This is a genomic window from Umezawaea sp. (assembly GCF_057122925.1).
Genome location: NZ_DBNGPQ010000010.1, coordinates 53,025 through 75,828, shown reverse-complemented (window position 1 = coordinate 75,828; position 22,804 = coordinate 53,025). Strand labels below are relative to the sequence as shown.

Genomic DNA, 22,804 nt, shown 5'->3' with positions numbered 1-22,804 from the left:
CGATGACCGAGGTATCGACACCGACGCAGACCGGCAGCACCGAGTTCGACGTCCCGCCGCTGCGACGGCTGCGGTACTTCCACGGGCAGCTGCTCTCCGCGCGGGACTTCCAGCGCGAGCAGGAGTACTTCCGCGAGAAGCTGAAGCTGCGGATGCGCTGCCTGCTCGGGTACGGCGTGGTGTGCGGGCTGCTCGTGGAGCCGGTCGCCCCGGACCACCAGGCGGACGACACCGCCGGGGCCGACGACACCGCCCCGACCGACGAGGGCGCCGACACGCCGACCGAGTCCGGGGAGGACACCCCGGGTTCCGGGCGGCGCAGGAGGAAGGTCCGGATCACCCCCGGCCTCGGGGTCGACTGCGACGGCAACGAGGTCGTCGTCCGCGGCGGCTGCGTGGTCGACCTGTGGGAGGCGCTGCCCGAGGGCGAGCGCGACGCCGACACGGTGTGGATCGGGGTCGAGTACGCCGAACGGGCCGTCGAACCGACCAGGACCGTCTACAACAGCAGCTGCGCCGACACCTCCGACTGTGAGTTCGGCTGGACCGACGAGAGCCACGTCGTGCGGGTCACGACCGAACGGCCGCCCGACGACGACCGGTGCGACACGTGCCGCACCCGCTGCGGGCACAAGGTGCTGTGGCTGGCCAGGATCGACGGCCTCCGCGGGCACGGGCCCCTTCGCCCTCGCCACGTCCACCTGGACGTCCGCCGCCCGTTCGGCAGGCGCGTGCCGACCGTGATCACCGGCATCAACTGGGTCCACGGCCACACCTACACCGTCGCCGAGGCCAAGGAGCTGCTCGGCACCCAGAAGGACACCGGCGGCCTCGTCGTCCACTTCTCCGACGACGTCCGGGTGGACAGCCTCCAGCCGGGCGTCGTGGAGGTCCAGGTGATCGAGGGCGGCGCCGGTCGCAACGCCGACACCTGGTACATGGGCGGGACGTTCGCCGAACCCGGCGAGACCGAGGACGAGTTCACCCGGCACTTCCGCTACCGCCAGACCACCCGCGAGACGCTCCAGGACGGCGACCGGGTCATGGTCACCGTCCGCGCCGCGTTCATCCTCGACCGCTGCTGCCGCCCCGTCGACGGGACCAACGTCGGCGGCAAGGTCCCGTACGTGGGCAGGGGTCGCGAGGCGGGCGCGGACGCCGAGCCCGAACCGGACGAGCGGGGCGGGCGCGGCCCCTGCGCGCTGCCGCCCGGCGGCGTCGGCCCGTGGACCTCGGGCTCCGGCGCGGGCGGCGACGTCTTCGAGAGCTGGTTCTTCATCACGGAGGAGCGTCGATGACCGCGTCGATGGCGACGACCGGGAAGGCGGACTGCGGCTGCGGGTGCGGCGGCGCGTCCACGCGGCCCTCCGCGTTCGTCCGACCGAGGTTCTTCGCGGGCCAGCTGCTCACCGAGGACGACCTGGGCCTGCTGGTCGAGTACGTGACCGGGAAGGCGCGCCTGCACAACAGGACGGTGTCCGGCCCCGGTGTCGTCTGCGGGCTGGAGGTCGCCTGCGACCCGTGCGGCGGCGGCTCCGTCGTGGTCCACCCCGGTCACGCGCTCGACTGCCGCGGCAACGACATCGTGCTGGCCTGCAAGGAGAAGGTCGACGTGGCGGCGCTGGTGCGCGAGCAGCGGGTCAGCTCGGTCGGCGTCGACTGCGGCGACGGGTGCGACGACGGGGAGCGCCGCTACGGGCTCTACGTCCGCTACGAGGAGCTGCCGGTCGACCCCGTCGCCCCGTACGCCACCGAGGAGCCGTGCCCGAGCCCCGGCTGCGTGCCGTCCCGCATCCGCGAGGGCGTCCGGTTCGTCGTCAAGTGCGCCGACACCGAAGACCACCGGTACAACCCCGGCACCCGGCTGCTCACGAGCATCGGACCGCTCGGCGCGTACGACGCCGTCCGGGCCAGGAGCACGCGGTTCGAGCTGTACCTGGACGCGATGGTCGTGGCCAGGGCCGTCGGCGTCCGGCCGATCCGGTTCGACGCGGCCGACGCCGAGCGGTACGAGACCTCCCTCCGCCTGCTGCGGCAGAGCGGCGAGGGCACGCCCGCGCCCGACGTCGCGGCCGCGATGACCGAGCAGGTGCGGGGTCTCGCGAGCGCCGTGGCGCGGTACGACACCCACGACGCCGCCGGGCAGGAGCGGATCAGGGGCGAGTTCGGCGGGCGGCTCGGTGACGTCGCCGAGGCCCGCGCGGTGCTCGGCGCGGTCTGCGACCGGGTGGCGGCGGCCAAGCCGGAGGAGGTGTGGCCCGACGAGGCGCGCCGGTCCCTCGGACTCGCCGTGATCGCCGAGACCAGGGCGAGGGTCGTGCCGGAGGAGCCCGGCACCGACGCGCCGCTCGAAGTGCGCCTGCTCGCGCAGGGCACGCCCGTGAGCGACGCGCTCCACGTCGAGTTCCGCCACGACCTGGTCACGATCCGCGAGTGGCTCCTCGGTCGGCTCGACCGGGCGCCGGGCGTCGCGGACTGCTCGCTGCGCGACCTCGTCCGGAGCACCCCGCTCCCCAGACTGCTGCCCGCTCCGGAGCAGGAGGGGGACCGGCGGCTCACGAGCACCGACCTCGCGCAGGTCGAGGAGGCCGCCGCGCGCCTGACCGCCGCGCTGACCAGGTTCGTCACCGACGCCGCGTGCGCGACGCTCACCCCGCCGTGCATCGACCGCACCGACACCGACGTGCTGCTCGCCCACCTGGAGCTGGACGGCTGCGACGTGCTGCGGGTGTGCTCGGCGACCCGCGAGCAGGTGCTGCCGGGCGGGTCGGCGTACGGCGAGTGGCTGCCCAAGCTGTACCGGCTGCGCGAGCTGGCCGAGCGGCTGTGCTGCCACCCGGCCGCGGTGTACCGGCCACCGACCGTGCCACCGGAGGGCGCGGTGCCGCGGCCCTGCGTGCCGGGGCTGCTCGGCCCGTGGCGGCGCACCGGCGACCTGGAGACGATGTGGAACCTCCTGCTCCGGCCCGCGCCGGGGGAGACCCCGCCGAAGCCGCTGCACGAGCAGGTCTACACGGTGCCCAGCGAGGTCACCGACAGCCTGCACGAGCTGAGCGTGCTGCGGGCGCAGGTCCGGGACCTGACGGACACCGTGAAGACCCTGCACGCGCAGCTCGACACCGCGCGCGAACAGGTCGGGCAGGTGCGCGAGCAGTTGCCCGAGCGGCTCGGCGAACGCCTCGACGAGCTGGAGAGCGCACCGCCGCCACCCGCCCGGGAGAAGGCCGAGCCCGCGAAACCACCGGCCCGCCGCGCCCGGCCGTCCGCCAGGACGCAGAAGCCCCGTTCGGGTGAGTCGTCGTGACCGCGCCGGTGCGCCCGTCCTTCCACGAGGGGCAGGTCCTCGCCGCCGCCGACCTCGCGGCCACGGTCGGCCACGCGCGGGCCGCGGCGGCCCGGCACGCCCGGCTCCTGCACGACTGGGGCATCGCCGACGGGCTCGGCCTGACCGAGGAGAACCGGACCGACCCGGCGACCGGCGCCCGGTTCGTCGAGGTGACCGTGTCCGCCGGGGTCGCGGTCGACGGGACGGGGCGCGAACTCGTCGTCCCGGAGCCGGTCGTGCTCGCCGAGGCCGACTTCGCCGCCGTGAACGGCGCCGACCAGCCGACGGCCGAGCCGTACCCGGTGTTCCTCGCCGCGGCGGAACGGGTCCCGACCACCGCCGGGACCACGTCGTGCGGCGGCGGTGCCGAACCGACGAGGGTGGAGGAGTCCTACCAGGTCCTGTTCGGCAGGCTGGGCGACGAACTCCTGGTCGCCGAGCAGCGGCCACCCGCCGTCGGCGCCCCACCGGCGGACCCGCCGATCCGGTGGCTGGTGCTGCTCGGGTACGTCCAGTGGACCGACGGGCACTTCACCGGCACCACGACCACCGCGCGCGGCGTCACCGTGCGGTACTCGGGGGTGCGGGCGGACACCGTGTCCGCGCGGTCGGGCGAGCTGGTGCTGAGGACCCGCCCCGAGGCGCGGGAGGGGCAGCCCGCGCTGGTGCTGTCCGGCGACGACCCGCCGAACCTGGTCTTCGGGCTCTACCGGGGAACCGGCTCGGTCAGCCCGCTGATGACCGTGGCGGCCAACGGGAACCTGACCGTCGCGGGCAGCTTCTCCGGCCGGATCTCGGCGGGCAGCGTGCTCGCCACCTCCGGCACCGCCACCGACGGGATGCTGCTGCCCCTGCCGTCGGGGGTCAGCCCGGAGGAGGTCGCCGACGGCCGCGTCCTGGTCCACACCTACGTCACGCCGCGCGTGCCGCCCTCATCGACCGGCACCGCGCTCCAGGTCCCGGCGGAGGCCTCGGTGGACGACGACCGCAGGGTCCGGTGCAGGCTGCGCCTCTACGACCCGACCGCGTCCCCGCCGCAGGTGTTCGAACACCCCGGCGCGGTCGACTTCCTCGTGCTGGTCACGGTCGCGGCGACGAACGGTGGTGGCTGACGTGGCGCTGTCCGTGGTGTACGTGCCCGACACCGGCCACGTCGTCGGCGCGCTGGGCGTGACCGGGGAGAGCGCCCCGGACGACGTCGGCGCGCTCGTCGGGTCCGCGCTGCCGGTGCGGGTCGCGGTCGACGGGGCGGGGACGGCGGTCCTGCCGCTGCGGGCCAGGCAGCTCGCGGCGCTCGCCGCCGACGACGAGCCGGGGGCGTTCGCCGATCCGCTGGCCTTCGGGGTGGACCAGGTCGAGGGGCCGGACGGGACCGTGGTGGCGAAGCCCGCGCTGCTGCGGCTCGCGCCGTGGTCCACCCCGCTGGAGTTCGACGCCAACGGCCTCGTCGTCGCGGTGCCCGTCGCGAACACCGCCGCGAGCACGACCGTGCTGGCCCTGGTCGCCGCCGGCGAGGAGACGCACCTCCTGGCGGGGACGATCGCGCCGGGGGGCACGGGCGTGACCCTCCCGGTGACCGTCGACACCGGGGCGCACGGCGTGCTGGTGCTGGTGGCCGGGTGGGCGGGCAGGCTGGAGCCGGTGACGAAGAGGTGAGCACCCCCACCGCCGTCGGCATCACCGTGCACCGGTGCCTGGTGCGCGTGGTCCGGCGCGGTGGGTGGAGCTGGGGACCCGACCCCCGGAGCCTGGTGCGGCAGGTGGTGGACGCGTTGCCCGACCTGCTGGCCGACCGGTTCGCCGAGCACCTCGCGGGCGACGGGCCGGACCTGGAGATCACCGAGCCCGTGCGGTTGACCGTCCACTGGGGACGCTCGGGTGGTGGTGGTGGTGGTGGCGGTGCGGTGGCCGGTGCGCCCCCGCGCGTCGACGTCGAGGTCGAGCCCGTGGCCACCGTCGTCCCGAGTGGACCGGAGCACGAGCCCGTAGCGCCGTCCGTGCCCGCCGCCGACGCCGCCACGCCCCTGGAGCTGTTCGCCGAACTCGCCGAGCGCGGTGACCTGGCTGCACTGCTGGCCCTGCTCCCCGACACCGTGCTGGCCACCTACGTGACCGCGCTGCTCGGCCGCGCGCCGGGTCCCGCGTACGGGACGGTCGCGCGCGTCGTCGTGGCCGAGGTCGCCCGGCGGTGGTCGCCCCCGCCGTCCGCGCGGTCGTCGGAGCCATTGGTGCCGTCGGAGCCGTCGGTGCCCGCGGACCGCGCCGGTCTCCTGCGGCTCCTGGGGTCGCTGCCGACCGGGGTGCCCCCTCCGGAGGCCGCGGAACCCCCCGACGCCGGTGCGACCGCCTCGGCGGGGGTCGTTCCGATCGCGGTGGGGGAGACGCGGGTCTGCGCCGCGCTGCCGTTCCTGCTCGTGGGACCGCTGGCCCGCACCGGCTACCTCGGCGCGATCGGTCCGGCGCTCGCCGGGATCGACCTGCTCGGCGAGGCGCCGCTGTTCGCGGCGGCGTTGGCGTACCAGGTGCTCGGCGCACCGGAACGCGGGTGGCGCCGAGCGGGCGCGGACCACGTCGCCGCGGCGGCGTTCGCCGGGCTCGACGCGGTGCCGGACCTGGGCGCGTTCGCCCGACGGGTGCGACGGGCGCTTCCGGTGCTCGACGGCGTGCTCGCGCTGTCGGTGTGCCGGGGCCACGACCCGGCCGATCCGCTCGTCGTCACCGGCGTGGACGGCGGCCTGCTGCTGGTCGACGCGCGGGGCGTGTTCCCGATCGCCTGGGCACCGGACGTCGCGGGCCTGCTGCCGCACTGGGCGGCGTGCGGCCGGCCGCCCGTGCTCGTCCGCGACAGCCCGCTGCCCACCGCCTGCCTGCGGGACCTGGCCGCCGCGGGCGTGGGGTTCGCGACCGACGTCCGGCCCCTGCGCGGCGACCCGGTGACCAGGCTGCCCCTGCCCGCTCCGCTGTGGACGGCCGGCGACGTCGCCCCGCCGGTCGCCGCCGCGTTCCCCGGCCACGCCGAGCGCGTCGCCGACCTCGTGCGGGAGCTGTTCACCGACCGCCGTGCCGTGCCGGGGGCGGACGCGCTGGACCGCAGCGCGGCGCTGGCCGCGTCCCTCGGCCTCGGCGTGGTCGCCTGGACGCTGTGGCGGGACCGGGAGACCACCGATCCCGTGGCGGCGTTGACGCGGTTCGCCGACCTGGAGGCGACGGTCCGGTACACCGACCGGGCCGTGCACGTCCGGCTGCCGCTGGGCCGCAGGCACGCCGACCTGCGGGACGGCGGCGCGCTCGCGGACGTCCACGACGTGGTCTGGCTCGGCGGCCGGACCCTGACCTTCTCCGGGGGCTGACGTGGGTGCTCTGGCGCTCGAACACCTCCGCCTCCGGCTGGCGGACCTGCACCAGGCGCTGCGGGTGGCCGTCGACCGCCAGGCGCGGGAGGCCGCGGCCCTCAGCCGCCCCGACCTGACGCCGTTCTGCGTCACCGACGAGCAGGTGAGCGCGCTGCTGAGCCGCGTGGACGCGGTCACCGAGGCGATGACCGAGCCCCCGGATCCACCGGGCGGCGACTCGGAGGCCGAACAGCACCTGCGCCGCCTGGCCGCCGCGCGCGGCGTGACGCTGCCGCTGGACGCGCTCCGCACCCGGTTCGGCCTGTCGCGGTCGGAGCAGGACGCGCTGCTGCTGGTCGCGGCCCCGGAACTCGACGCGGCCTACGGGCGGATCTACGCCTACGTCGTGGACAACCTCAACGACCGCGCCCCCAGCGTCGAGCTGCTGGTCTCGGTGTGCGCGCGGACCCCGTCCGGCAGGCTCGCCCTGCGCCGCGACCTCGGTGCGACCGGGAGGCTGCGCCGCTACGGCCTGGTCCGCGGCGAGGCGGGGGAGCTGGCACCGGGGGAGGGCGTGTTCGAGTTCGTGATGGGCTGGGGCGGTGACATCGGCCTGCTGGGCCACGATCCGGGCGAGGTGGCGACCTCGGCAGTCCCGGACCCGGCGTCCGACGGCCTCACCCGCCTCACCCGCCTCGGCCGCGCGCTGGGCGACGGCGACGTGGACCTGGTCGGCCTGTGGGGCTGCCCACCCGACGGCCAGGTCGACGTCGCGGGGGCGCTGGCCGCGGCGGCGGGCCGACCGCTGCGCCGCGCCACGTCCGACCCCGTGGGCGACCTGCGCACGGCGGCCGACCTGGGCGCGGTCCTGTGGCTCACCACAGACGACCCGGCCCGCCACGAGGAGGCGCTGCTGCGGTCCAGGGTGCCCGTGTGCCTGACCGGCGTGACCCCGTGGCGCCCGCCCCGGCTGCTCGCCGCCCGCGCCTACGCCGAGCTGACGATCCCCGCACCGGACTTCCCGGCCCGCAAGGCCATGTGGCGGGCCGCGTTCCCCCTGCTCGACCGGGAGGCCGTCGCCGACCACGCCGCCCGCTACCGCATGAGCGGCGGCGAACTCCGCGCCGTCGCGGCGGTCGCGGACGTCGACGCCCGGCTGAGCGGCGACGACCGGGCGACGGACCACCTGGAACCCGCCGTCGCCACCGTGATCCGCGGCAGGCACAGCAGCGCGGTGCGGTCGATCATCCCGCGCCGCACCAGCGAGGACCTGGTCCTGCCCGACGCCCAGACCCGGCTGATCACCGAGATCGCGTCGGCCGCGCGGGCGTGGCCGCGCATCGCGGAGGCGTGGGGGTTCGCGAGGCGCACGGCGCACGGCGGCATCAAGGCCCTGTTCACCGGCGAACCGGGCACCGGCAAGACGATGTCGGCCGAGGTGATCACCGGCGTGCTGGGCCTGGAACTGCTGAAGGTCGACCTCGCGCAGGTGGTGTCGAAGTGGGTCGGGGAGACCGAGAAGAACATGGAGGCCGTCTTCCAGCAGGCCGAGGACAGCCACGCCGTGCTGCTGTTCGACGAGGCCGACGCCCTGTTCGGCAAGCGCGGCGACGTCAAGCACGGCACCGACCGCTACGCCAACCTCGAAGTCGGCTACCTGCTGCAACGCCTGGAGTCCAGCGACGGCCTGGTCATCCTCACCAGCAACCTCAAGGAGAACATCGACACCGCCTTCACCCGCCGCTTCCAGTTCGTCGTCCACTTCCCCCGCCCCGGCGCGCCCGAACGCCGCCGCCTGTGGCACCGCGCGTTCCCACCGGAGGCCCCGCTGTCGGCCGACATCGACCTGGAAGCCCTGTGCCGCCTCGACATGACCGGCGCGGGCATCGCCGCGGCGGCCCGCGCCGCCGCACTCACGGCGGCCGACACCGGCAGCCCGGTCATCGGCATGGCCCACGTGGTGCGCGGCATCTCCCGACAGTTCCAGCGCGAGGCGAGACTGTTCCGCCCGTCCGAGCTGGGCCCGTATGCTGAACTACTGGCCGACAACGGGGATCGGGGTGATCGGTGATGCCGGAACTGCTGCCACCGCAACACCAACCGGCCGTGCCCGTGACGGCGCGGGAGCTCCGCACCGCGGCGGCCTCGGACCACGGCAAGAAGCCGCTGGTCCTGGTTCCGGCGGTCATCGGCAACGCCCAGGCCGCGAAGACGGCCATGGACTCCTCGGCGAGGACGCTGCCCTCGCACGTGGCGTCCACCTTCGCGGCGGGCCAGGACCGGGTGGGGAACGCGGCGGTGGCGGGGGCGGCGATGCGCACGATCCCCATGGCGGTGCCGAAGAAGGAGAGCACGCCGGGGCTGTGACGCGCTGCGCCGGACCGGCGCGGGCGCGGCGTCCCGCCACTCGGACGGGTGCGACACCAGCTTCGCGGTTCGGGTGCGGTTGATTCGGGGCGAACCCGTGATTAGGGTGGATTTTCGGTCGGAACGGTGTTGTCGAGCGTGTGTCCGTTGGTGAGGTTGGGCGTGGGCGGCGAACCGCATTCACGGGTGATCACGACGCGGTCCGGTGAACGGCAGTTCCAGGCGGTCGTGCACTGGCGGCACGAGTTCGGACCGGCCCACTGCCTGGCGCGCGTGCAGCTCTCGGCCAGGCCGGTGGCGATCGTCTCGGAGATCAGGAGCAGTCCCGACGAACTGGGGATCGGCTCCGAGTTCCCGGTCGTGGCCGGTGCGGTGCTGGCCGCGCTCCCGCCCGACGTCGAGGTGGCGCCGGAGGACGTGACCTGGCTGGCGCACTACGGCGAGTTCTCCTCCTACGACGCCTACGCCGCTCCGGAGGACCTCGACCGGGTGGACCTGCGTTGGGACGGAGCCCGGTACCACGGCGACCTGGAGGATCACCACATACTCGAGGGCGATGACGCCGCCCGACTGCTGGCGGGTGTCGAGTTCGCGCCGGTGCCCGACGTGCTGGGCGACCTCGGCTGGACCTACTGACGTCACCTCCGGATGCGGCCCTCCGGGTCGGTGAGCCGCCACGTCGGCACCTCCGCGCGCGAGCCCAGCTCCTTGCGCACCAACCGTTCCGCGAGGATCGCCATCTCCACCGGCCCGATCCCGCCCGGTACCGGCGTGACCTGCCTGGGTATCGGCCTCGCCCTGGGGTCGACGTCGCTGGCGGGTGGGCCGGTCCGCTTCGGCACGAAGCCGGAGTCCACCACCAGGCGGTGGCTCGGCAGGACGAGTTCCGGTGTCAGGATCCCCTCCTGCCCCGTCACGGAGATCACCACCGCCGCGTCCCTGACCCGCGCGAGGCTGTCGCCCACGTCGAGTTCGATGATCCTCACGTCGAACTTCCCGAGCTGGCTCACGACGCCCCTGCCCACGAACCCCTTCGCGCCCACCACGGCGACCACCGGCTTGTCGCCGAGGAACGGCTCGGCGACCCGGACGACGCCCTCGGAGGTCGCGCCGACGGGGAACTCCGACCGCGCGGGCCCGAGGATGGAGTCGATGTCCTTGCGGGGGTCGATCAGGTTGACGGCCGCCCGGTACCGCTGCCGCACCGGGAGCTGGACGATGATCGCCGTCACGGACGGGTCCGAGTTGTAGCCGCGGATGACGGCGGCGAACTCCGCGACCGGGATGTTGTGGTCCAGCTCCACGTGCTCGGGGATGAACCCCAGGGCCGTGGTGATCCGCTCCTTCTGCCGCGCCGAGACCGCGGACGCCTCCATGCGGGCCCTCCACTGCCACTCCGCGCTCGGCGCGGGCTTCATGCGGATGACCGCCACCTTCTTCCGCAGGGGAACGATCTGCTCGCGGAACCTGCCCGCGTACTCGGCCCGCACCTGCCGGAGGATCTCCACACCGGAGACCTCGTTCTCGTAGATGTGGATCTTCACCTCGAATCCGTACGGGTGCTCGGGTGTGCTGTCCGAGGGATTGACCCGACCCTTGACGCGCAGCGACGAGACGCCGTCGCGATCCCTGGACACGAGCACGAGCGACGTGATCTCGTGCCTTGCGCGGATGGAGGGCAGCGCGGCCTTGATGTCGGCGGGCGGGAGCCGGTCGTCGAAGAGCTTCTCCGCCTCCTCGAGGGCGGCGTCCAGCCTCCGCTTCTTCTTCGTGGGCGTCTGGTCCCGCTCGCGGTCCGGCCGTCTCCTCCGGTCCGCGCCGGGCTTCCTCCCCCGTCGTGGCCGCCGGCGTTGGCGCGGACGTGCCGTCCTCCGGTCCCTGTCCTTCCGCGGCTCCTTCGGCTCCTTCGGCTTCTTCCGCCGGTCCATCCGGGCCTTGAGCTTCGCCCACAGCTTCCTCAGCAACCCGGTGATCTTGTCGATCACCCAGTCGATCGCCCGGTTCACCGGCCGCGCCAACTGCTGGAAGATCGACCGCACCTTCCCCGCGATCCCCCCGATCCCCAGGATCGCCGCCAGCGCCCCGATCAGCACCGGTATCGACCTGGCCAGCGCCCGTTCCACCAGCGCCGCCACCCCACCCGTGGCCCCGCGGGCGATGGCGATCACCGAGTCCAGGACCGCGTTGACGAACTCGATGATCTGACGCCCCTGCGTCACGATGAACCGAATGATGTCGATGATCATCTTGCAGGCGCGGATGAACGCCGACGCGGGGTTGAGCAGGGACACGATCCAGGTGACGCCCGCGATGATGATGGTCGGCAGCAGGTACGACACGAGCTTGCCGATCAGCTCCTTCTTCAGGTCGCCCACGCGGCTCTTGAGGTCCGACCACAGGCCCGCGACCCCGCGTTTCCTCGCCTCCACGACGATGGGAACGGCGTCCGCGCCCGTCTCCGCCGCCGCCAGCGCGCGCGGGTCGACCTTGCGGGCCAGGCGGGCGCGGAGGTTGGGCCACGACAGGCCCAGCAGGCCGGCGATCATGACCAGGATGCCGAGCACGTCGAAGGTCGTGGGCAGTTGCAGGCCCGCGCCGACGCCGGTGCCCAGCAGCCACGCCAGCACACCCTGCTGGAGGTGGCGTCCGGCGTTCTTCATGAATAGCTTGAGGCCGCCACCCACACCGGTGATCAGGTTGCCGAGGAAGCCGATGGGGTCGCGCAGGATCAGACCGACGGCGGTCGCGGCCTTGCGGAGCACGCCCAGGAGCAGGCGGCCGAGTTCCTTGATGGTGTTGATGACACCGCCGATCTTGTCGGCGGCCTTGGACCACAGGCTCTTGTTCTTCTCCTTCTCCGCGGCGATCTCGGCGTCGACCGCCTTGACGGCGTCGGTGTACTTCGTCGCGAGCGTGTCGACCAGCTCGGTCCCCTTGTCGTCGACCGAGTCGCGCAGCTCGTCGAACCGGCCGTTGAACTCCGCCGCCGCCTCGCGTCCGATCGCCCGGAGGTCTTGGGGGAGCTTGTCGACGGCCGCTTTCAGCTCCTCGCGGCCACTGGCGATGCGGTCCTTGGCCCTGCGCAGCTCGCGCTCGACGGTGTCGGCGATGCCGGAGATGACACCGCGCATCGCGGTCAGGTAGTTGTCCTTGGCCCGGACGTAGATCTGGTTCGCCTCCTCGGGGAGGTCGGCGAACAGGTCCTTGACCCAGCGCGCCTTTCCGTCGAGGCCCGAGTAGCGGCGGCTCTTGTACTCGCGCATCCCCTCGGTGTGCTCTTCGGTGAACCTGTCGCGGGCGCGCTTCTCCTCCCTGCTGAACTGCTGGTCGACCGTTCCGTCCAGGTCGGACAGGATCTTCTCGACGTCGGTCTTGGTGCGGTCGAACACCGTCTGGAGCAGCGCGGTGACCTGGGCGCGCTTGTCCTGGTCCTGCCCCTTGCGGTCGACCTTGCCGGTCATCACCCGATCGCCGGTCCGTGCGCGGGTGGCGTGGATGGCGCCCACCGCGGTCGCCCCGCTCGCCGCCGCCGTCCTCTTGACCTCATCGAACTCCCGCGCCTCGCCCTTGCGCAGCTCGCCGGGAGCGGTCGCCGCGTGCGCGTCCATCGCCTTCTTGTCCCGCACGGCCCCGTCGAACGCCGGTTCGCGCGAGTTCGTGAACGCCAACTGCTGCTCCGTGACGTTCGCCGCGGCCATCTGGCCCTGGACCCGCGCTGGACCCGCCGACATGTCGGTCGCCGACGGTGGCGACGCGTCCGGCACGGCCTGGGTCGGGTTCGGCGGGGCAGGCTTGCCCGGCCGCTGGTCCGGGGTCAGCGGCACGACCTGCTTGGCGTCCGGCGCGGGTTCCGGCACGGCCGCGGTCGTGTCCGCGATCTCCTTGGCTGACCCCTCCTTGCCCGCCTCCACCTCGCCCTGGACCTCAGCCTTGACCTCGTCGGCCTTGCCGGACCCACCGAACTCGTCCGCCTCGTCGAGGTTCTTCGGCGCCCGCTTCGCGATGGCGTCCTCGACCGCCCTGACGAACGCGGCCTTGTCGAACTCCCTGGGCTTCGCGGCGTCCATGTCCTCGGCGTGCGCGGCCTTGCCCCGTGCCTCCCGGTCGTCGGCGGGCGGCACGGACGCGGCCTGGGCTGCGCCCGCCTCCGCCGCCGCGGGCGGGTGGCTCGACCCGATCCGCTTCGTCGTCGCCCGCACGTCCCGCTTGAGCGCCCGGAACTTCGGATCGGCGCTGGGGGACCGCGTCCCCGTCCTGCCCCTCGTTTCCTTCTCCGCGCCCTCCGCCTTCTCCTCGCGCCGCAGGTCCTTGGGGTCCGGTGCGGGTGCGGATGGCACCTTCGCCCTGCGCTGAACGGATGGTGCGGGCCGTCGCGGGATGACCGGGGACGGTGCGGTGGCCTGCCTCGCGACCACTTGGTTGCCGACCAGGTCCTGCCCGGCCAGCATCATCCGCCCGGTCCAGCCCGACGGGTCCGGCCCGGTTCCGCGGGGGAGCACCCCCGGCGCGGAGGCCCCCAGCACCGAGGTCACCGCCGCGTTGCCGACCCACGCCCGCGCCGCCACCACGTCGCTCGACCCGCGCGCCATCGCCGTTCCGCCCGACGGCACCCGAGCCCGTGCCACGTCCGCCTCGGGCGACGGCGTCGCCGAGGTCGCGGGCGCACGTGCCTTCACGGGAACGGGCATCCGGTGCGGCTCCTCCTGTCACAGCCCTGGAGCGCCCCGAACGATCGCACCCGACGCGTCGCGAGCGCGTCACCACCGCATCACGACCGGTCCGACGTCCGTTTCGTTCAAGACACCCGCGCGCCGGACGGCCCATGCTGGCGTCATGACTGTTGACCTCTCCCGCGCGGCGGCGTTCCTGGCAGGCCACGGCCGGGTGCTCGACCGCCGTTGTCTCGACCTGCTCCTGGGCCGTGCCGGTGCGGACGCGGTGCTGGCCGCGGTGGACGGCTACCGCAACCCCGACGGCGGCTACGGCTGGGGACTGGAACCGGACCTGCGGGCCCCGGAGAGCCAGCCCGCCGGAGCCCTGCACGCCTTCGAGGTGTTCGAGGACGTCGCGCCGGTGACGACCCCGCGCGCGGTCGAGCTGTGCGACTGGCTGGACTCGGTGACGCTGCCGGACGGCGGGCTGCCGTTCGCGCTGCCGGTCGCCGACGCCACGGGGTGCGCGACGTTCTGGGCCCAGGCAGACCCGTCGGTGTCGGCCTTGCAGAGCACCGCGTTCGCCGCCGGTGTCGCCCACCGCGTCGCCGCGCACGACCCCGCCGTCGCCGCACACCCGTGGCTGGCGCGGGCGACCGCGTTCTGCCTGGACGCCATCGCCGCGGTGGAGGCCCGGCCGCACGCGATCGAGCTGTCGTTCGCCATCCGGTTCCTCGACGCCGCCCACGACCGCCACCCGGAGGCCGCGACCCTGCTGGAACGGCTGGGGAGGTTCGTGCCGGACACCGGGCTGGCCCCGGTCGCGGGCGGCAGCGAGGGCGAGACCATGCGCGCGCTGAACTTCGCGCCGGTACCGGGGACCCCGGCGGGCGCGCTGCTGCGCCCCGGCGTGATCGAGGCCGAGCTGGACCGGCTCGCCGAGCGGCAGCGGGACGACGGCGGCTGGGAGGTCGACTTCGCCAGCTTCTCCCCGGCCGCCGCGCTGGAGTGGCGTGGCTACGCCACGGTCCAAGCGGTGCGGACGTTGCACCGGGCCGGACGGTTGGCGCTCTGAGACCGCCTGGTCACGGACGTGGAGGCCTAGAGCGCGAGCATCGCCGCGGCGACCTCGTCGGCGGCCGAGCCGGGGATCGCGGTCGCGGCCCGGTCGAGCACCAGCAGTCGTGCGCCGGGGATCTCGCGGGCGAGCGCCTCACCGTTGCCCAGCGGGAAGAACGGGTCTCGGCGGCCGTGCACGACGAGCGTCGGCACCGCGATCTCCGGCAGCCGCTCGCGCCAGCGCGGCGCGCAGTCGAGCCTGGAGAACACCACGCCCAGGTGGTTGGCCACCCGGACGGCGGGGTCGGTGCCCGGAGTGCGGTCGAAGACGCGCTCGGCGACCGCCCGTGCCGCGGCGGGGTCGTCGCCGAGGACCTCCGCGCTCGCGGCGGCGAACTCCGCCACGGCGCCGCGGTCGGACCAGTCGGGCATCGGGAGGGCGAACAGCGGGCCCATCGCCGCCGCGTCGTGGTCGGGCAGGTCGTCGTCGACCGGACCAGGTGCGACGGGCCGCGTTCCCGCCAGGGTGAGCGCCGAGAACGCGGTGGGGTGGTCGAGCGCGGCGACCTGGGCGACCATCCCGCCGACGCCGATCCCCGCCAGGTGCGCGGGCCGGTCGTCGAGGCCGCGGGCGAGCGCGGCGGCGTCGGCCGCGAGGTCGCGGAGCGAGTAGGCGGGCGCCTCGGGGTCGACGGTCGTCGAGGTGCCGGAGTCGCGCAGGTCGTAGCGCACGACGTGGCGCCCGCCGAGTGCGAGCGCCCCGCAGAGCGCGTCGGGCCAGGAGAGCATGGTCGTGCCGCCCGCGAGCAGGACGAGGGGGTCCGACGCGTCGCCGAAGTGCTCGACCCCCAGCGTGACGCCGTCGGGCGTGCGGAACGAGTGCATCGTCGAACCTCCGGGACGGCTGAGCGGTCCGGCACACGGTACGTGCGGAACCGCACCACCGCGTCGCACGGCTCCGACCACGGGCGGGGCGTCGGTTCGGGCGAAGGTGAGTAGGCCGAACCGAAGTGGCACCGCCGGATCCGATCGGGGATGATGACGTGCTCGGGGAGGTGTCGACGTGGCGAACCCGGTCCGTGAGGATTCGCGGTGGTCGGCTCGACAGGGGGAGAACGTTCCGATGGTGAAGCACGTCCGCGTGTCCGCTTTCGTGGTGGCGCTGGCCGTCCTGGCAGGCTCGTGCGGCTCGTCCACGCCCGCGCGCCCGCCCGCGCCACCCGCCGGGTCGGCCGGGTTCCCGGTCACCGCGGGCACGCTGACGCTGGAGGAGAAGCCCACCCGGATCGTGGTGCTGGCGCCGTCGGCGACCGAGATGCTCTTCGCGATCGGCGCGGGCGAGCAGGTCGAGGCGGTCGACGACAACTCCACCTACCCGGCCGAGGCGCCGAGGTCGGCGCTGTCGGGCTTCCAGCCCAGCGCCGAGGCCATCGCGGGCCACGAACCCGACCTGGTCGTGATCTCCAACGACCTCAACCAGATCGTGGACCAGCTCGGCACGCTGAGGATCCCGGTCTACCTGGCGCCCCCGGCCCGCACCCTGGACGACAGCTACACCCAGATCACCGAGCTGGGCAGGCTCACCGGCCACACCGCCGAGGCGGCCGACGTCGTCACGCGCATGAAGGACGACATCGCCAAGATCGTCGCGGACACGCCGCAGCGGCAGGACAAGCCCACCTACTACTACGAGCTGGACCAGGCGCTGTACTCGGTGACCGGGCAGACGTTCATCGGGGAGCTGTTCGGCAGGCTGGGGCTGGTCAACGTGGCGGACGCGGTCGAGTCGAGCCAGGTCAACGGGGGCTACCCGCAGCTGTCGGCCGAGTTCCTGCTCCAGGCCGATCCGGACCTGATCTTCCTCGCCGACACGAAGTGCTGCGGGCAGACCCCGGACACGGTCAAGGCCCGGCCGGGCTGGAGCGGCATCACGGCGGTGCGCACGAACCGCGTCGTGCCCCTGGACGACGACATCGCCTCGCGCTGGGGCCCGCGCGTGGTGGACCTGGTCCGGACGATCGCGGACGCGGCGGGCGAGGTCCGATGAACGGCCGCTCGTCGTGGTGAAGCCGCTCGCGGACGGCACGTCCGCGCGGCGGGTCCCCTCTCCGGTCCCGCTGCGGCCCCCTCGGCTGCGCGCGGTGTGGCTGGTGGCGGGTCTGGTGGTGGTCGTGGCCGCGCTGCTCGTGGGCGTGAGCACCGGCCCGGTCACCCTGCCGCCCGGCTCCGTGGCCGCGGAACTGCTCAGCCTGCTGCCGGGCGTCGACCTGGACAGCGGCCTGTCGGAGCGGGAACGGGCGCTGCTGCTCGACCTGCGCCTGCCCAGGGTCGTGCTCGGCCTGCTCGTCGGCGGGCTGCTGGCCCTGGCGGGCGCCTGCTACCAGGGCGTGTTCCGCAACCCGCTGGCCGACCCGCACCTGCTCGGTGTGGCGGCGGGCGCCGGGCTCGGCGTCACCGCGGTGATCACGCTGCGCCGCGGCGCGGACGGCGGTGCGGCCACGGTGCTGCCGCTGGCCACCCCGCTGGCCGCGTTCGTCGGCGCCGTCGCCGCCGTGGCCCTGACCTACGCGCTGGCCGCGCGGGGCGGCGCGGCGGGCGACCGGTCGCCCGCCACCCTGATCCTCTCGGGCGTCGCGGTGTCCGCGTTCCTGTCCGCCGGGCAGACGTTCCTGATGCAGCGCGACGCCGACGCCATCCGCGAGGTCTACTCGTGGCTGCTCGGCAGGCTCGGCACGGCGGGCTGGCGCGACGTCCTGCTGGTGCTGCCCTACGCGGTGGTGACCGCCGTGGTCGTGCTGCTGCACCGGCGCGACCTGGACGTGCTGTCGGTGGGCGACGCCGAGGCCTCCGGGCTGGGGCTGGACCCGCGGCGCACGCGGTACGTGCTGACCGCGGTGGCGTCGCTGGGCACCGCGGCGGCGGTGTCGGTCTCGGGCCTGATCGGGTTCGTCGGCATCATCGTGCCGCACACCGTGCGGCTGCTCGCGGGCGCGGGCTACCGCACCATCCTCCCGGTCTCGATGCTGGTGGGCGGCGCGTTCCTGGTGCTGGCCGACCTGGTGGCGCGCACCGCCGCCGCGCCCGCCGAGATCCCGATCGGCGTCGTCACCGCGTTCCTGGGCGCGCCGTTCTTCGTCCTGGTGCTGCGCACCAGCACGGGGACGCGGTCGTGACCGCCCCCGAACCGGTGATCGCCACCCGTGACGTGCGGGTGGAGCTGGGCGGCAGCCGCATCCTCGACGGGATCGACCTGACCGTCACCGCGGGCGAGTGGGTCGCCGTCATCGGCCCCAACGGCGCGGGCAAGTCGACCCTGCTCAACGCGGTCAGCGGGCTGGTGCCCGCGACCGGCGACGTGCGGCTGTTCGGCCGGGACGTGCGGCGGATGCGGCACCGCGACCGGGCCCGCGTCCTGGCCTCGGTCGCCCAGTCGCCGATCGTGCCGCCGGGCATCACGGTGCTCGACTACGCGCTGCTCGGCCGCACCCCGTACCTGCCCCGGTTCGGCCGCGAGTCGCGGGCCGACCTGGAGGTGGTGCGCGACGTCCTGGTCCGGCTGGAGCTGCTGGACTTCGCCGACCGCGTGCTGGTGACGCTGTCCGGCGGCGAGCTGCAACGGGTGTTCCTCGCCCGCGCCCTCGCGCAGCAGACGCGGCTCCTGCTGCTCGACGAACCGACCAGCGCCCTCGACATCGGCCACCAGCAGGACGTGCTCGACCTCGTCGACGACCTGCGCCACGACCACGAGCTGACCGTCCTGACGACCATGCACGACCTGTCGACCGCGGGCGCGTACGCCGACCGGGTCGTGCTGCTGGCCGGTGGCCGAGTGGTCGCCGAGGGCACACCGCGCGAGGTGATCACCGAAGAGGTGCTCGCCACCCACTACCAGGCGAGGGTGCGGGTGATCGACGCCGACGACCGGCCGGTGGTCGTGCCCGTCAGGACCCGCTGACCCCGAGGAGGCCCGCCGTGGAACACCGCACCCGCGCCGACGGTCCCGCGCGGCTGCCCGGCGGCGGCCCGACCCCACCCCGACGACGGACAGGTACCTGACAACGGAACCAGGAGGACATCATGGCGTTGAGCGCACAGGCGGAACTCATCTGGCAGGGCCGGACGCACCTGGGCGACGAGCCCGGGATCCACGGCGACGCCGCCTACAGCGGCCTTGGCGTCGAACTGCCCATCACCCTAGACAAGACCGACCAGTCGGCGCCGGACACGACGACGCTCGTCGTGCGCACCAGGGACGTGCAGACGTTCCAGGGCTACCCCGGCCACCTCATCACCGTCGCGGCCTACGTGCCCGACCCCACCCAGCCCAACCACGCCAACCGCACCGTCCTGGCCCGTGAACGGCTCACCAGCGCCGACGACAACGTCAAGGAGGTGGAGGTCGACCTCTCGGGGCTGGCGTTCCCCGCCTTCGTCGGGGTCCGCGTCCAGGTCGACACCGACGTGCCGCCCGGCCTGTACGACGACTTCCTGCTGGTGCGGCTGAGCAACTCGTCCGAGAACTTCGCCTTCGTCGCGTCGTTCGGCTTCCGGGCGTGACCGCCGCCGGCCCCACCGAGGACCTCGCGCCGGAGCACCGCACGCAGGACCTCCCCGGCGCGGCGCCGCACGCCGTGGGCGGGCGGGCCCGGCTCGGACGCGGTGCGCGCCTGCTCGACGTCGGCGGTGGGGCCGGCGGTTCGGCCGTGCAGGCCTGCTTCCCGTTCGGCGAGCCGCCGCCGACCTGCGGAGGACCCGACCGGGCCCGGATGACGGCCTGCTCCCGCGAGTCCCCGTTCGTCACCGTCAGCGGCCTCGTCACGGTGCCGCTGCCGCTGGGCGGCACCGCCTTCGTGCCGCTCCCGGAGATGCCGGGCTGGACGGCGGCCCGCGTGCTGCTCGCCCACCGGGCGTTCCGGGTCCGGGCGGGGGGAGCCGGGTGAGGCTGGAGCACCACGAGGTCGAGGGCCGACCGGTGCTGCTGTGGCGGGCCGACCGGCCGTGGCTGGCGATCTCGTCCGCCGTGCACGGTGGCGGCCTCGGCGAGCGGAACTGGGTCCTCAACGCCACCGTGCGCTCCGACTACGACCGCGACGACCCCGGCGAGCACGTGGCCGCGCTCGCCGCCGCGTGCGGGGCGACCGGACCCGGCACCGGAGTGCTCACGGCGTTGGACGTGCACCGGGCGGAGACCGTGACCGACCGGGGGGTGACCGTCACGGCGACGACCGGGATCGGCGCCCACCCGACCTGGGCGGCGGGCGACGAGGAGTTGGCGTGGCTGCCGGGCACGATCAACGTCGTGGGCTGGTTCCCCGTGCGGCTGACGCCCGCGGCGCTGGTCAACGCCGTGGCGACCGTCGCGGAGGCCAAGGCCCAGGCGCTGCTGGAGGGCGGTGTGCCCGGCACCGGCACCCCGACCGACGCCACCGTGCTGCTGTGCCCGACGACGGGTCCGACCGAGCCCTACGGCGGGCCCCGGTCCGTGCAGGGCGCCCGGCTGGCGCGCGCCGTGCACGCCGCCGTGCGGGCCGGCCTGCGCACGTCGCCGATGACCTGGGCCGACCGGCCGGGGGAGTGAGCGCTCAGAGGAGGGTGGCCGTGCGGACCAGGTCGGCGAGCGCTCGGGACCGGCTGTGCGGCGGCCAGGCGACGACGGTCGTCACGGGCGGCGCGTCCACGACCGGCACGGCGGTCAGGCCGTCGAGCAGGGCGGCGCGGCAGGACTCCGGCAGGACCACCGTGGTGCGGCCGAGCGCGATCAGCTGGAAGAGCTGCGTCTGGTTGCGGACCTCGGCGCCGGGACCGTCGGGGTAGGTGCCGTCGGGGCCGGGCCAGCGGGCCATCGGGAGGCCCGGCAGCGAGCCGACCTCCGCCGTCCGGACGTGGGACCGGCGGGCGAGCGGGTGCGAGGTCGGCAGGACGGCGACCTGGCCCTCGGTGGTCAGGACCTCGGTGTCCAGGTCGGCCGTCGAGTCGTACGGCAGGTGCAGCAGCGCGACGTCGGCCCGGCCGTCGTGCAGCGGGCGCTGGGGCTGGGACTCGCACAGCAGCAGGTCCACGGCCACCGCGCCCGGCTCGGCGGCGTAGGCGTCGAGCAGCTTCGCCAGCAGGTCGCCCGACGCGCCGGTCTTGGCGGCCAGCACGAGCGCGGGCGTGCTCGTCGCGGCGTGCCGGGTCCGCCGCTCGGCCGCGGCCAGCGCCCCGAGGACCGCCCGCCCCTCGGCCAGCAGGACCGACCCGGCTCCGGTGAGCGCCACCCTGCGGCTCGTGCGGTCCAGCAGCGCGACGCCGAGCCGGTGTTCGAGCTGGGCGATCGTCCGCGACAGCGGCGGCTGGGCGATGCCGAGGCGCTGGGCGGCACGGCCGAAGTGCAGCTCCTCGGCGACCGCGACGAAGTACCGCAGCTCCCGCGTCTCCACGGCTCCAGCCTACCGGCCGATCGATACCGCCAGGGTATCGACGCACCACCCAGACGGTGTTGGTGCCCGGCCGCCGCGCGGCCACGATCAACGGCATGAACGAACGGACGACCGCGTTGATCACCGGCGCGAACAAGGGGATCGGGTACGAGATCGCGGCCGGGCTCGGCGCGCTGGGCTGGAGCGTCGGGATCGGGGCGAGGGACGAGCGGCGGCGCGAGGACGCCGTGGCGGCGCTGCGGGCGGCGGGCGTCGACGCGTTCGGCGTGCCGCTGGACGTCACCGACGACGCGAGCGTGCGGGCCGCCGCCGTGCTGCTGGAGGAGCGGGCCGGGCGGCTGGACGTGCTGGTCAACAACGCGGGTGTCGCCGGGGCGTGGCCGGACACGCCCTCGACCGCCACCCCGGACGACGTCCGGGCGGTGCTGGAGACCAACGTCGTCGGCGTCATCCGGGTCACCAACGCGATGCTGCCGCTGCTGCGCCGCTCCGAACACCCGAGGATCGTCAACCAGTCCAGCCACGTCGGCTCCCTGACCCTCCAGTCCACCCCCGGTGTCGACTTCGGCGGCGTCAGCGCGGCCTACTCGCCGTCGAAGACCTACCTCACCGCGCTCACCGTCCAGTACGCCAAGGAGTTGGCCGGCACCGCCGTCAAGGTCAACGGCGCCTGCCCCGGCTACGTGGCGACCGACCTCAACGGCTTCCGGGGGACGAGCACGCCCGCGGACGGCGCCAGGGTCGCGATCCGGCTCGCCACGCTGCCGGACGACGGCCCGACCGGAGGGCTGTTCGACGCCGACGGCGCCGTGCCCTGGTGACGGGCCGCCGCTCGGTCGGGACCAGCGCAATCGATTCCCAATCGATCCGATTCGATGCCAGTGGGGTGGTACTACCGGGGGCGGGTTCCGGGACGCGATCGCGAACCGGATGCCGACGCGTTTTCGATCGCCTTGCCACCGCTGGACAATCCGCCGCGACGACCGGTGGGCGTCGGAGCGGCCGACCGAGGGCGGTTCGCGAATTCCTTTCAGCCGAGGTGCGGATCGGGGCTTCGGAATCGTCGCGAAATGCGGAGTGCTGCCATGCTCGACAGGTGGACGAGGTGGGGCGATGACATGACCGGCTCGGTCGAGGACGGCGAGAAGGCCCGGCAGCAGGACCTGGTCGACCGGGAGTCGGCCGTGTCGGCCGCTGCCCTGTGCCACGGCCGAACCACGCACCGGCCCGAGGGGGACGAACGGGAGCGCTGGCTCCACCGGTGCGAGACGCGCAACGACGAGCGCGAGCGGGGACTGGACTCCCGCGCGGCCGAACTGGGGAGGCGCCAGGCCGAGCAGGACCAGGTCGCCCACCTGCTCGACCAGCAGGAACGCCAGGTGCGTCGGCGCGAACGGGAAGCCGACCAGCGCGAGATCGACGCCCAGACCTGGTGGCCCGGCAGCGGGTGGTGACCGACCGCCGGGACCCGGTGCGCCCGTCCTCCCGGCGACGGCCGAGCGGGTGCGGCGTTCGGCCAGCGTGACTGCTCCGTTCGGCTGAACCTGGCCCGGAGGCCGGCGCGCTTTCCCCGCGACCGCCGATTACCCCAGCAGAGGCTCCTCACGGCTCGGCGACGACGCGGGGGAAGCCGATACCACTCGACCGGGG

20 protein-coding genes are annotated in these 22,804 nt (G+C 74.4%); 17 read left to right on the top strand and 3 right to left on the bottom strand.

What is annotated here, in order from left to right; genetic code table 11:
* Positions 1 to 2: 2 nt before the first annotated feature.
* The 8 genes from AC156L_RS01565 to AC156L_RS01530 all read left to right on the top strand — a co-directional run bounded on the left by AC156L_RS01565 (position 3) and on the right by AC156L_RS01530 (position 9,660).
* Positions 3 to 1,298: a hypothetical protein gene (locus AC156L_RS01565; protein ID WP_330875351.1), complete on the top strand. Its 1,296-nt coding sequence runs from the start codon at positions 3 to 5 to the stop codon at positions 1,296 to 1,298.
* Positions 1,295 to 3,304 carry a hypothetical protein gene (locus AC156L_RS01560; protein ID WP_330875352.1) on the top strand — a complete coding sequence of 670 codons (2,010 nt, stop codon included), beginning with the start codon at positions 1,295 to 1,297 and terminating at the stop codon, positions 3,302 to 3,304. Before AC156L_RS01565 ends, AC156L_RS01560 begins: the two co-directional genes overlap by 4 nt.
* Positions 3,301 to 4,437, top strand: a complete 1,137-nt coding sequence (locus AC156L_RS01555; protein ID WP_330875353.1) for a hypothetical protein — start codon at positions 3,301 to 3,303, stop codon at positions 4,435 to 4,437. Before AC156L_RS01560 ends, AC156L_RS01555 begins: the two co-directional genes overlap by 4 nt.
* A complete protein-coding gene (locus AC156L_RS01550; protein ID WP_330875354.1) occupies positions 4,430 to 4,981 on the top strand; it encodes a hypothetical protein in 552 nt (183 codons plus the stop codon). The genes AC156L_RS01555 and AC156L_RS01550 overlap by 8 nt, the downstream gene beginning before the upstream one ends.
* Complete coding sequence (locus AC156L_RS01545; protein ID WP_330875355.1) at positions 4,978 to 6,675, top strand: hypothetical protein; 1,698 nt, start codon at positions 4,978 to 4,980, stop codon at positions 6,673 to 6,675. The genes AC156L_RS01550 and AC156L_RS01545 overlap by 4 nt, the downstream gene beginning before the upstream one ends.
* A gap of 1 nt (position 6,676) precedes the next feature.
* Complete coding sequence (locus AC156L_RS01540) at positions 6,677 to 8,728, top strand: ATP-binding protein (RefSeq protein WP_330875356.1); 2,052 nt, start codon at positions 6,677 to 6,679, stop codon at positions 8,726 to 8,728.
* Positions 8,728 to 9,024, top strand: coding sequence for a hypothetical protein (locus AC156L_RS01535; protein WP_330875357.1), 297 nt, complete (start codon positions 8,728 to 8,730; stop codon positions 9,022 to 9,024). Before AC156L_RS01540 ends, AC156L_RS01535 begins: the two co-directional genes overlap by 1 nt.
* A gap of 186 nt (positions 9,025 to 9,210) precedes the next feature.
* Positions 9,211 to 9,660 carry a hypothetical protein gene (locus AC156L_RS01530; protein ID WP_330875358.1) on the top strand — a complete coding sequence of 150 codons (450 nt, stop codon included), beginning with the start codon at positions 9,211 to 9,213 and terminating at the stop codon, positions 9,658 to 9,660.
* Between the two features lie 2 nt (positions 9,661 to 9,662).
* Here AC156L_RS01530 and AC156L_RS01525 read toward each other — a convergent pair whose 3' ends face one another.
* The gene (locus AC156L_RS01525; protein ID WP_330875359.1) at positions 9,663 to 13,712 is read right to left on the bottom strand and encodes a tetrahydrofolate dehydrogenase/cyclohydrolase catalytic domain-containing protein; all 4,050 of its coding nucleotides are present in this window, start codon (positions 13,710 to 13,712) and stop codon (positions 9,663 to 9,665) included.
* A gap of 145 nt (positions 13,713 to 13,857) precedes the next feature.
* Here AC156L_RS01525 and AC156L_RS01520 point away from each other — a divergent pair, with 145 nt between their 5' ends.
* Complete coding sequence (locus tag AC156L_RS01520) at positions 13,858 to 14,751, top strand: hypothetical protein (RefSeq protein WP_330875360.1); 894 nt, start codon at positions 13,858 to 13,860, stop codon at positions 14,749 to 14,751.
* A gap of 26 nt (positions 14,752 to 14,777) precedes the next feature.
* On the opposite strand, the gene AC156L_RS01515 is transcribed toward AC156L_RS01520, so the two are convergent.
* On the bottom strand, positions 14,778 to 15,620 hold the full coding sequence (locus AC156L_RS01515; protein ID WP_330875361.1) for an alpha/beta fold hydrolase: 843 nt from the start codon (positions 15,618 to 15,620) through the stop codon (positions 14,778 to 14,780).
* 238 nt (positions 15,621 to 15,858) lie between these two features.
* On the opposite strand from AC156L_RS01515, the gene AC156L_RS01510 reads away from it, so the two are divergent.
* The 6 genes from AC156L_RS01510 (at position 15,859) to AC156L_RS01485 (ending at position 20,313) form a co-directional block, all read left to right on the top strand.
* Positions 15,859 to 16,782 carry an ABC transporter substrate-binding protein gene (locus AC156L_RS01510; protein WP_330875362.1) on the top strand — a complete coding sequence of 308 codons (924 nt, stop codon included), beginning with the start codon at positions 15,859 to 15,861 and terminating at the stop codon, positions 16,780 to 16,782.
* A 16-nt stretch (positions 16,783 to 16,798) separates the two neighbouring features.
* Complete coding sequence (locus AC156L_RS01505; RefSeq protein ID WP_330875363.1) at positions 16,799 to 17,908, top strand: FecCD family ABC transporter permease; 1,110 nt, start codon at positions 16,799 to 16,801, stop codon at positions 17,906 to 17,908.
* Complete coding sequence (locus AC156L_RS01500) at positions 17,905 to 18,690, top strand: ABC transporter ATP-binding protein (protein WP_330875364.1); 786 nt, start codon at positions 17,905 to 17,907, stop codon at positions 18,688 to 18,690. Before AC156L_RS01505 ends, AC156L_RS01500 begins: the two co-directional genes overlap by 4 nt.
* 122 nt (positions 18,691 to 18,812) lie before the next feature.
* On the top strand, positions 18,813 to 19,292 hold the full coding sequence (locus tag AC156L_RS01495) for a hypothetical protein (RefSeq protein WP_484406515.1): 480 nt from the start codon (positions 18,813 to 18,815) through the stop codon (positions 19,290 to 19,292).
* Positions 19,289 to 19,675 carry a hypothetical protein gene (locus tag AC156L_RS01490; protein WP_330875366.1) on the top strand — a complete coding sequence of 129 codons (387 nt, stop codon included), beginning with the start codon at positions 19,289 to 19,291 and terminating at the stop codon, positions 19,673 to 19,675. Before AC156L_RS01495 ends, AC156L_RS01490 begins: the two co-directional genes overlap by 4 nt.
* Complete coding sequence (locus AC156L_RS01485; protein WP_330875367.1) at positions 19,672 to 20,313, top strand: adenosylcobinamide amidohydrolase; 642 nt, start codon at positions 19,672 to 19,674, stop codon at positions 20,311 to 20,313. The genes AC156L_RS01490 and AC156L_RS01485 overlap by 4 nt, the downstream gene beginning before the upstream one ends.
* 4 nt (positions 20,314 to 20,317) lie before the next feature.
* Here AC156L_RS01485 and AC156L_RS01480 read toward each other — a convergent pair whose 3' ends face one another.
* On the bottom strand, positions 20,318 to 21,154 hold the full coding sequence (locus tag AC156L_RS01480; RefSeq protein WP_330875368.1) for a LysR family transcriptional regulator: 837 nt from the start codon (positions 21,152 to 21,154) through the stop codon (positions 20,318 to 20,320).
* Positions 21,155 to 21,249: 95 nt separating this feature from the next.
* On the opposite strand from AC156L_RS01480, the gene AC156L_RS01475 reads away from it, so the two are divergent.
* Together AC156L_RS01475 and AC156L_RS01470 are read left to right on the top strand one after the other, a co-directional pair.
* Entirely contained in the window at positions 21,250 to 21,975 is a 726-nt protein-coding gene (locus tag AC156L_RS01475) for an SDR family oxidoreductase (RefSeq protein WP_330875369.1), read from the top strand.
* 264 nt (positions 21,976 to 22,239) lie between these two features.
* Positions 22,240 to 22,608 carry a hypothetical protein gene (locus AC156L_RS01470; protein WP_330875370.1) on the top strand — a complete coding sequence of 123 codons (369 nt, stop codon included), beginning with the start codon at positions 22,240 to 22,242 and terminating at the stop codon, positions 22,606 to 22,608.
* The last annotated feature ends 196 nt before the right edge of the window (positions 22,609 to 22,804 follow it).

Coding starts and splice junctions, on each gene's coding strand:
- AC156L_RS01565 (WP_330875351.1), top strand. CDS start 3: ATGACCGAGGTATCGACACCGACGCAGACCGGCAGCACCGAGTTCGAC.
- AC156L_RS01560 (WP_330875352.1), top strand. CDS start 1,295: ATGACCGCGTCGATGGCGACGACCGGGAAGGCGGACTGCGGCTGCGGG.
- AC156L_RS01535 (WP_330875357.1), top strand. CDS start 8,728: ATGCCGGAACTGCTGCCACCGCAACACCAACCGGCCGTGCCCGTGACG.
- AC156L_RS01525 (WP_330875359.1), bottom strand. CDS start 13,712: ATGCCCGTTCCCGTGAAGGCACGTGCGCCCGCGACCTCGGCGACGCCG.
- AC156L_RS01520 (WP_330875360.1), top strand. CDS start 13,858: ATGACTGTTGACCTCTCCCGCGCGGCGGCGTTCCTGGCAGGCCACGGC.
- AC156L_RS01515 (WP_330875361.1), bottom strand. CDS start 15,620: ATGCACTCGTTCCGCACGCCCGACGGCGTCACGCTGGGGGTCGAGCAC.
- AC156L_RS01510 (WP_330875362.1), top strand. CDS start 15,859: ATGGTGAAGCACGTCCGCGTGTCCGCTTTCGTGGTGGCGCTGGCCGTC.
- AC156L_RS01495 (WP_484406515.1), top strand. CDS start 18,813: ATGGCGTTGAGCGCACAGGCGGAACTCATCTGGCAGGGCCGGACGCAC.
- AC156L_RS01475 (WP_330875369.1), top strand. CDS start 21,250: ATGAACGAACGGACGACCGCGTTGATCACCGGCGCGAACAAGGGGATC.
- AC156L_RS01470 (WP_330875370.1), top strand. CDS start 22,240: ATGCTCGACAGGTGGACGAGGTGGGGCGATGACATGACCGGCTCGGTC.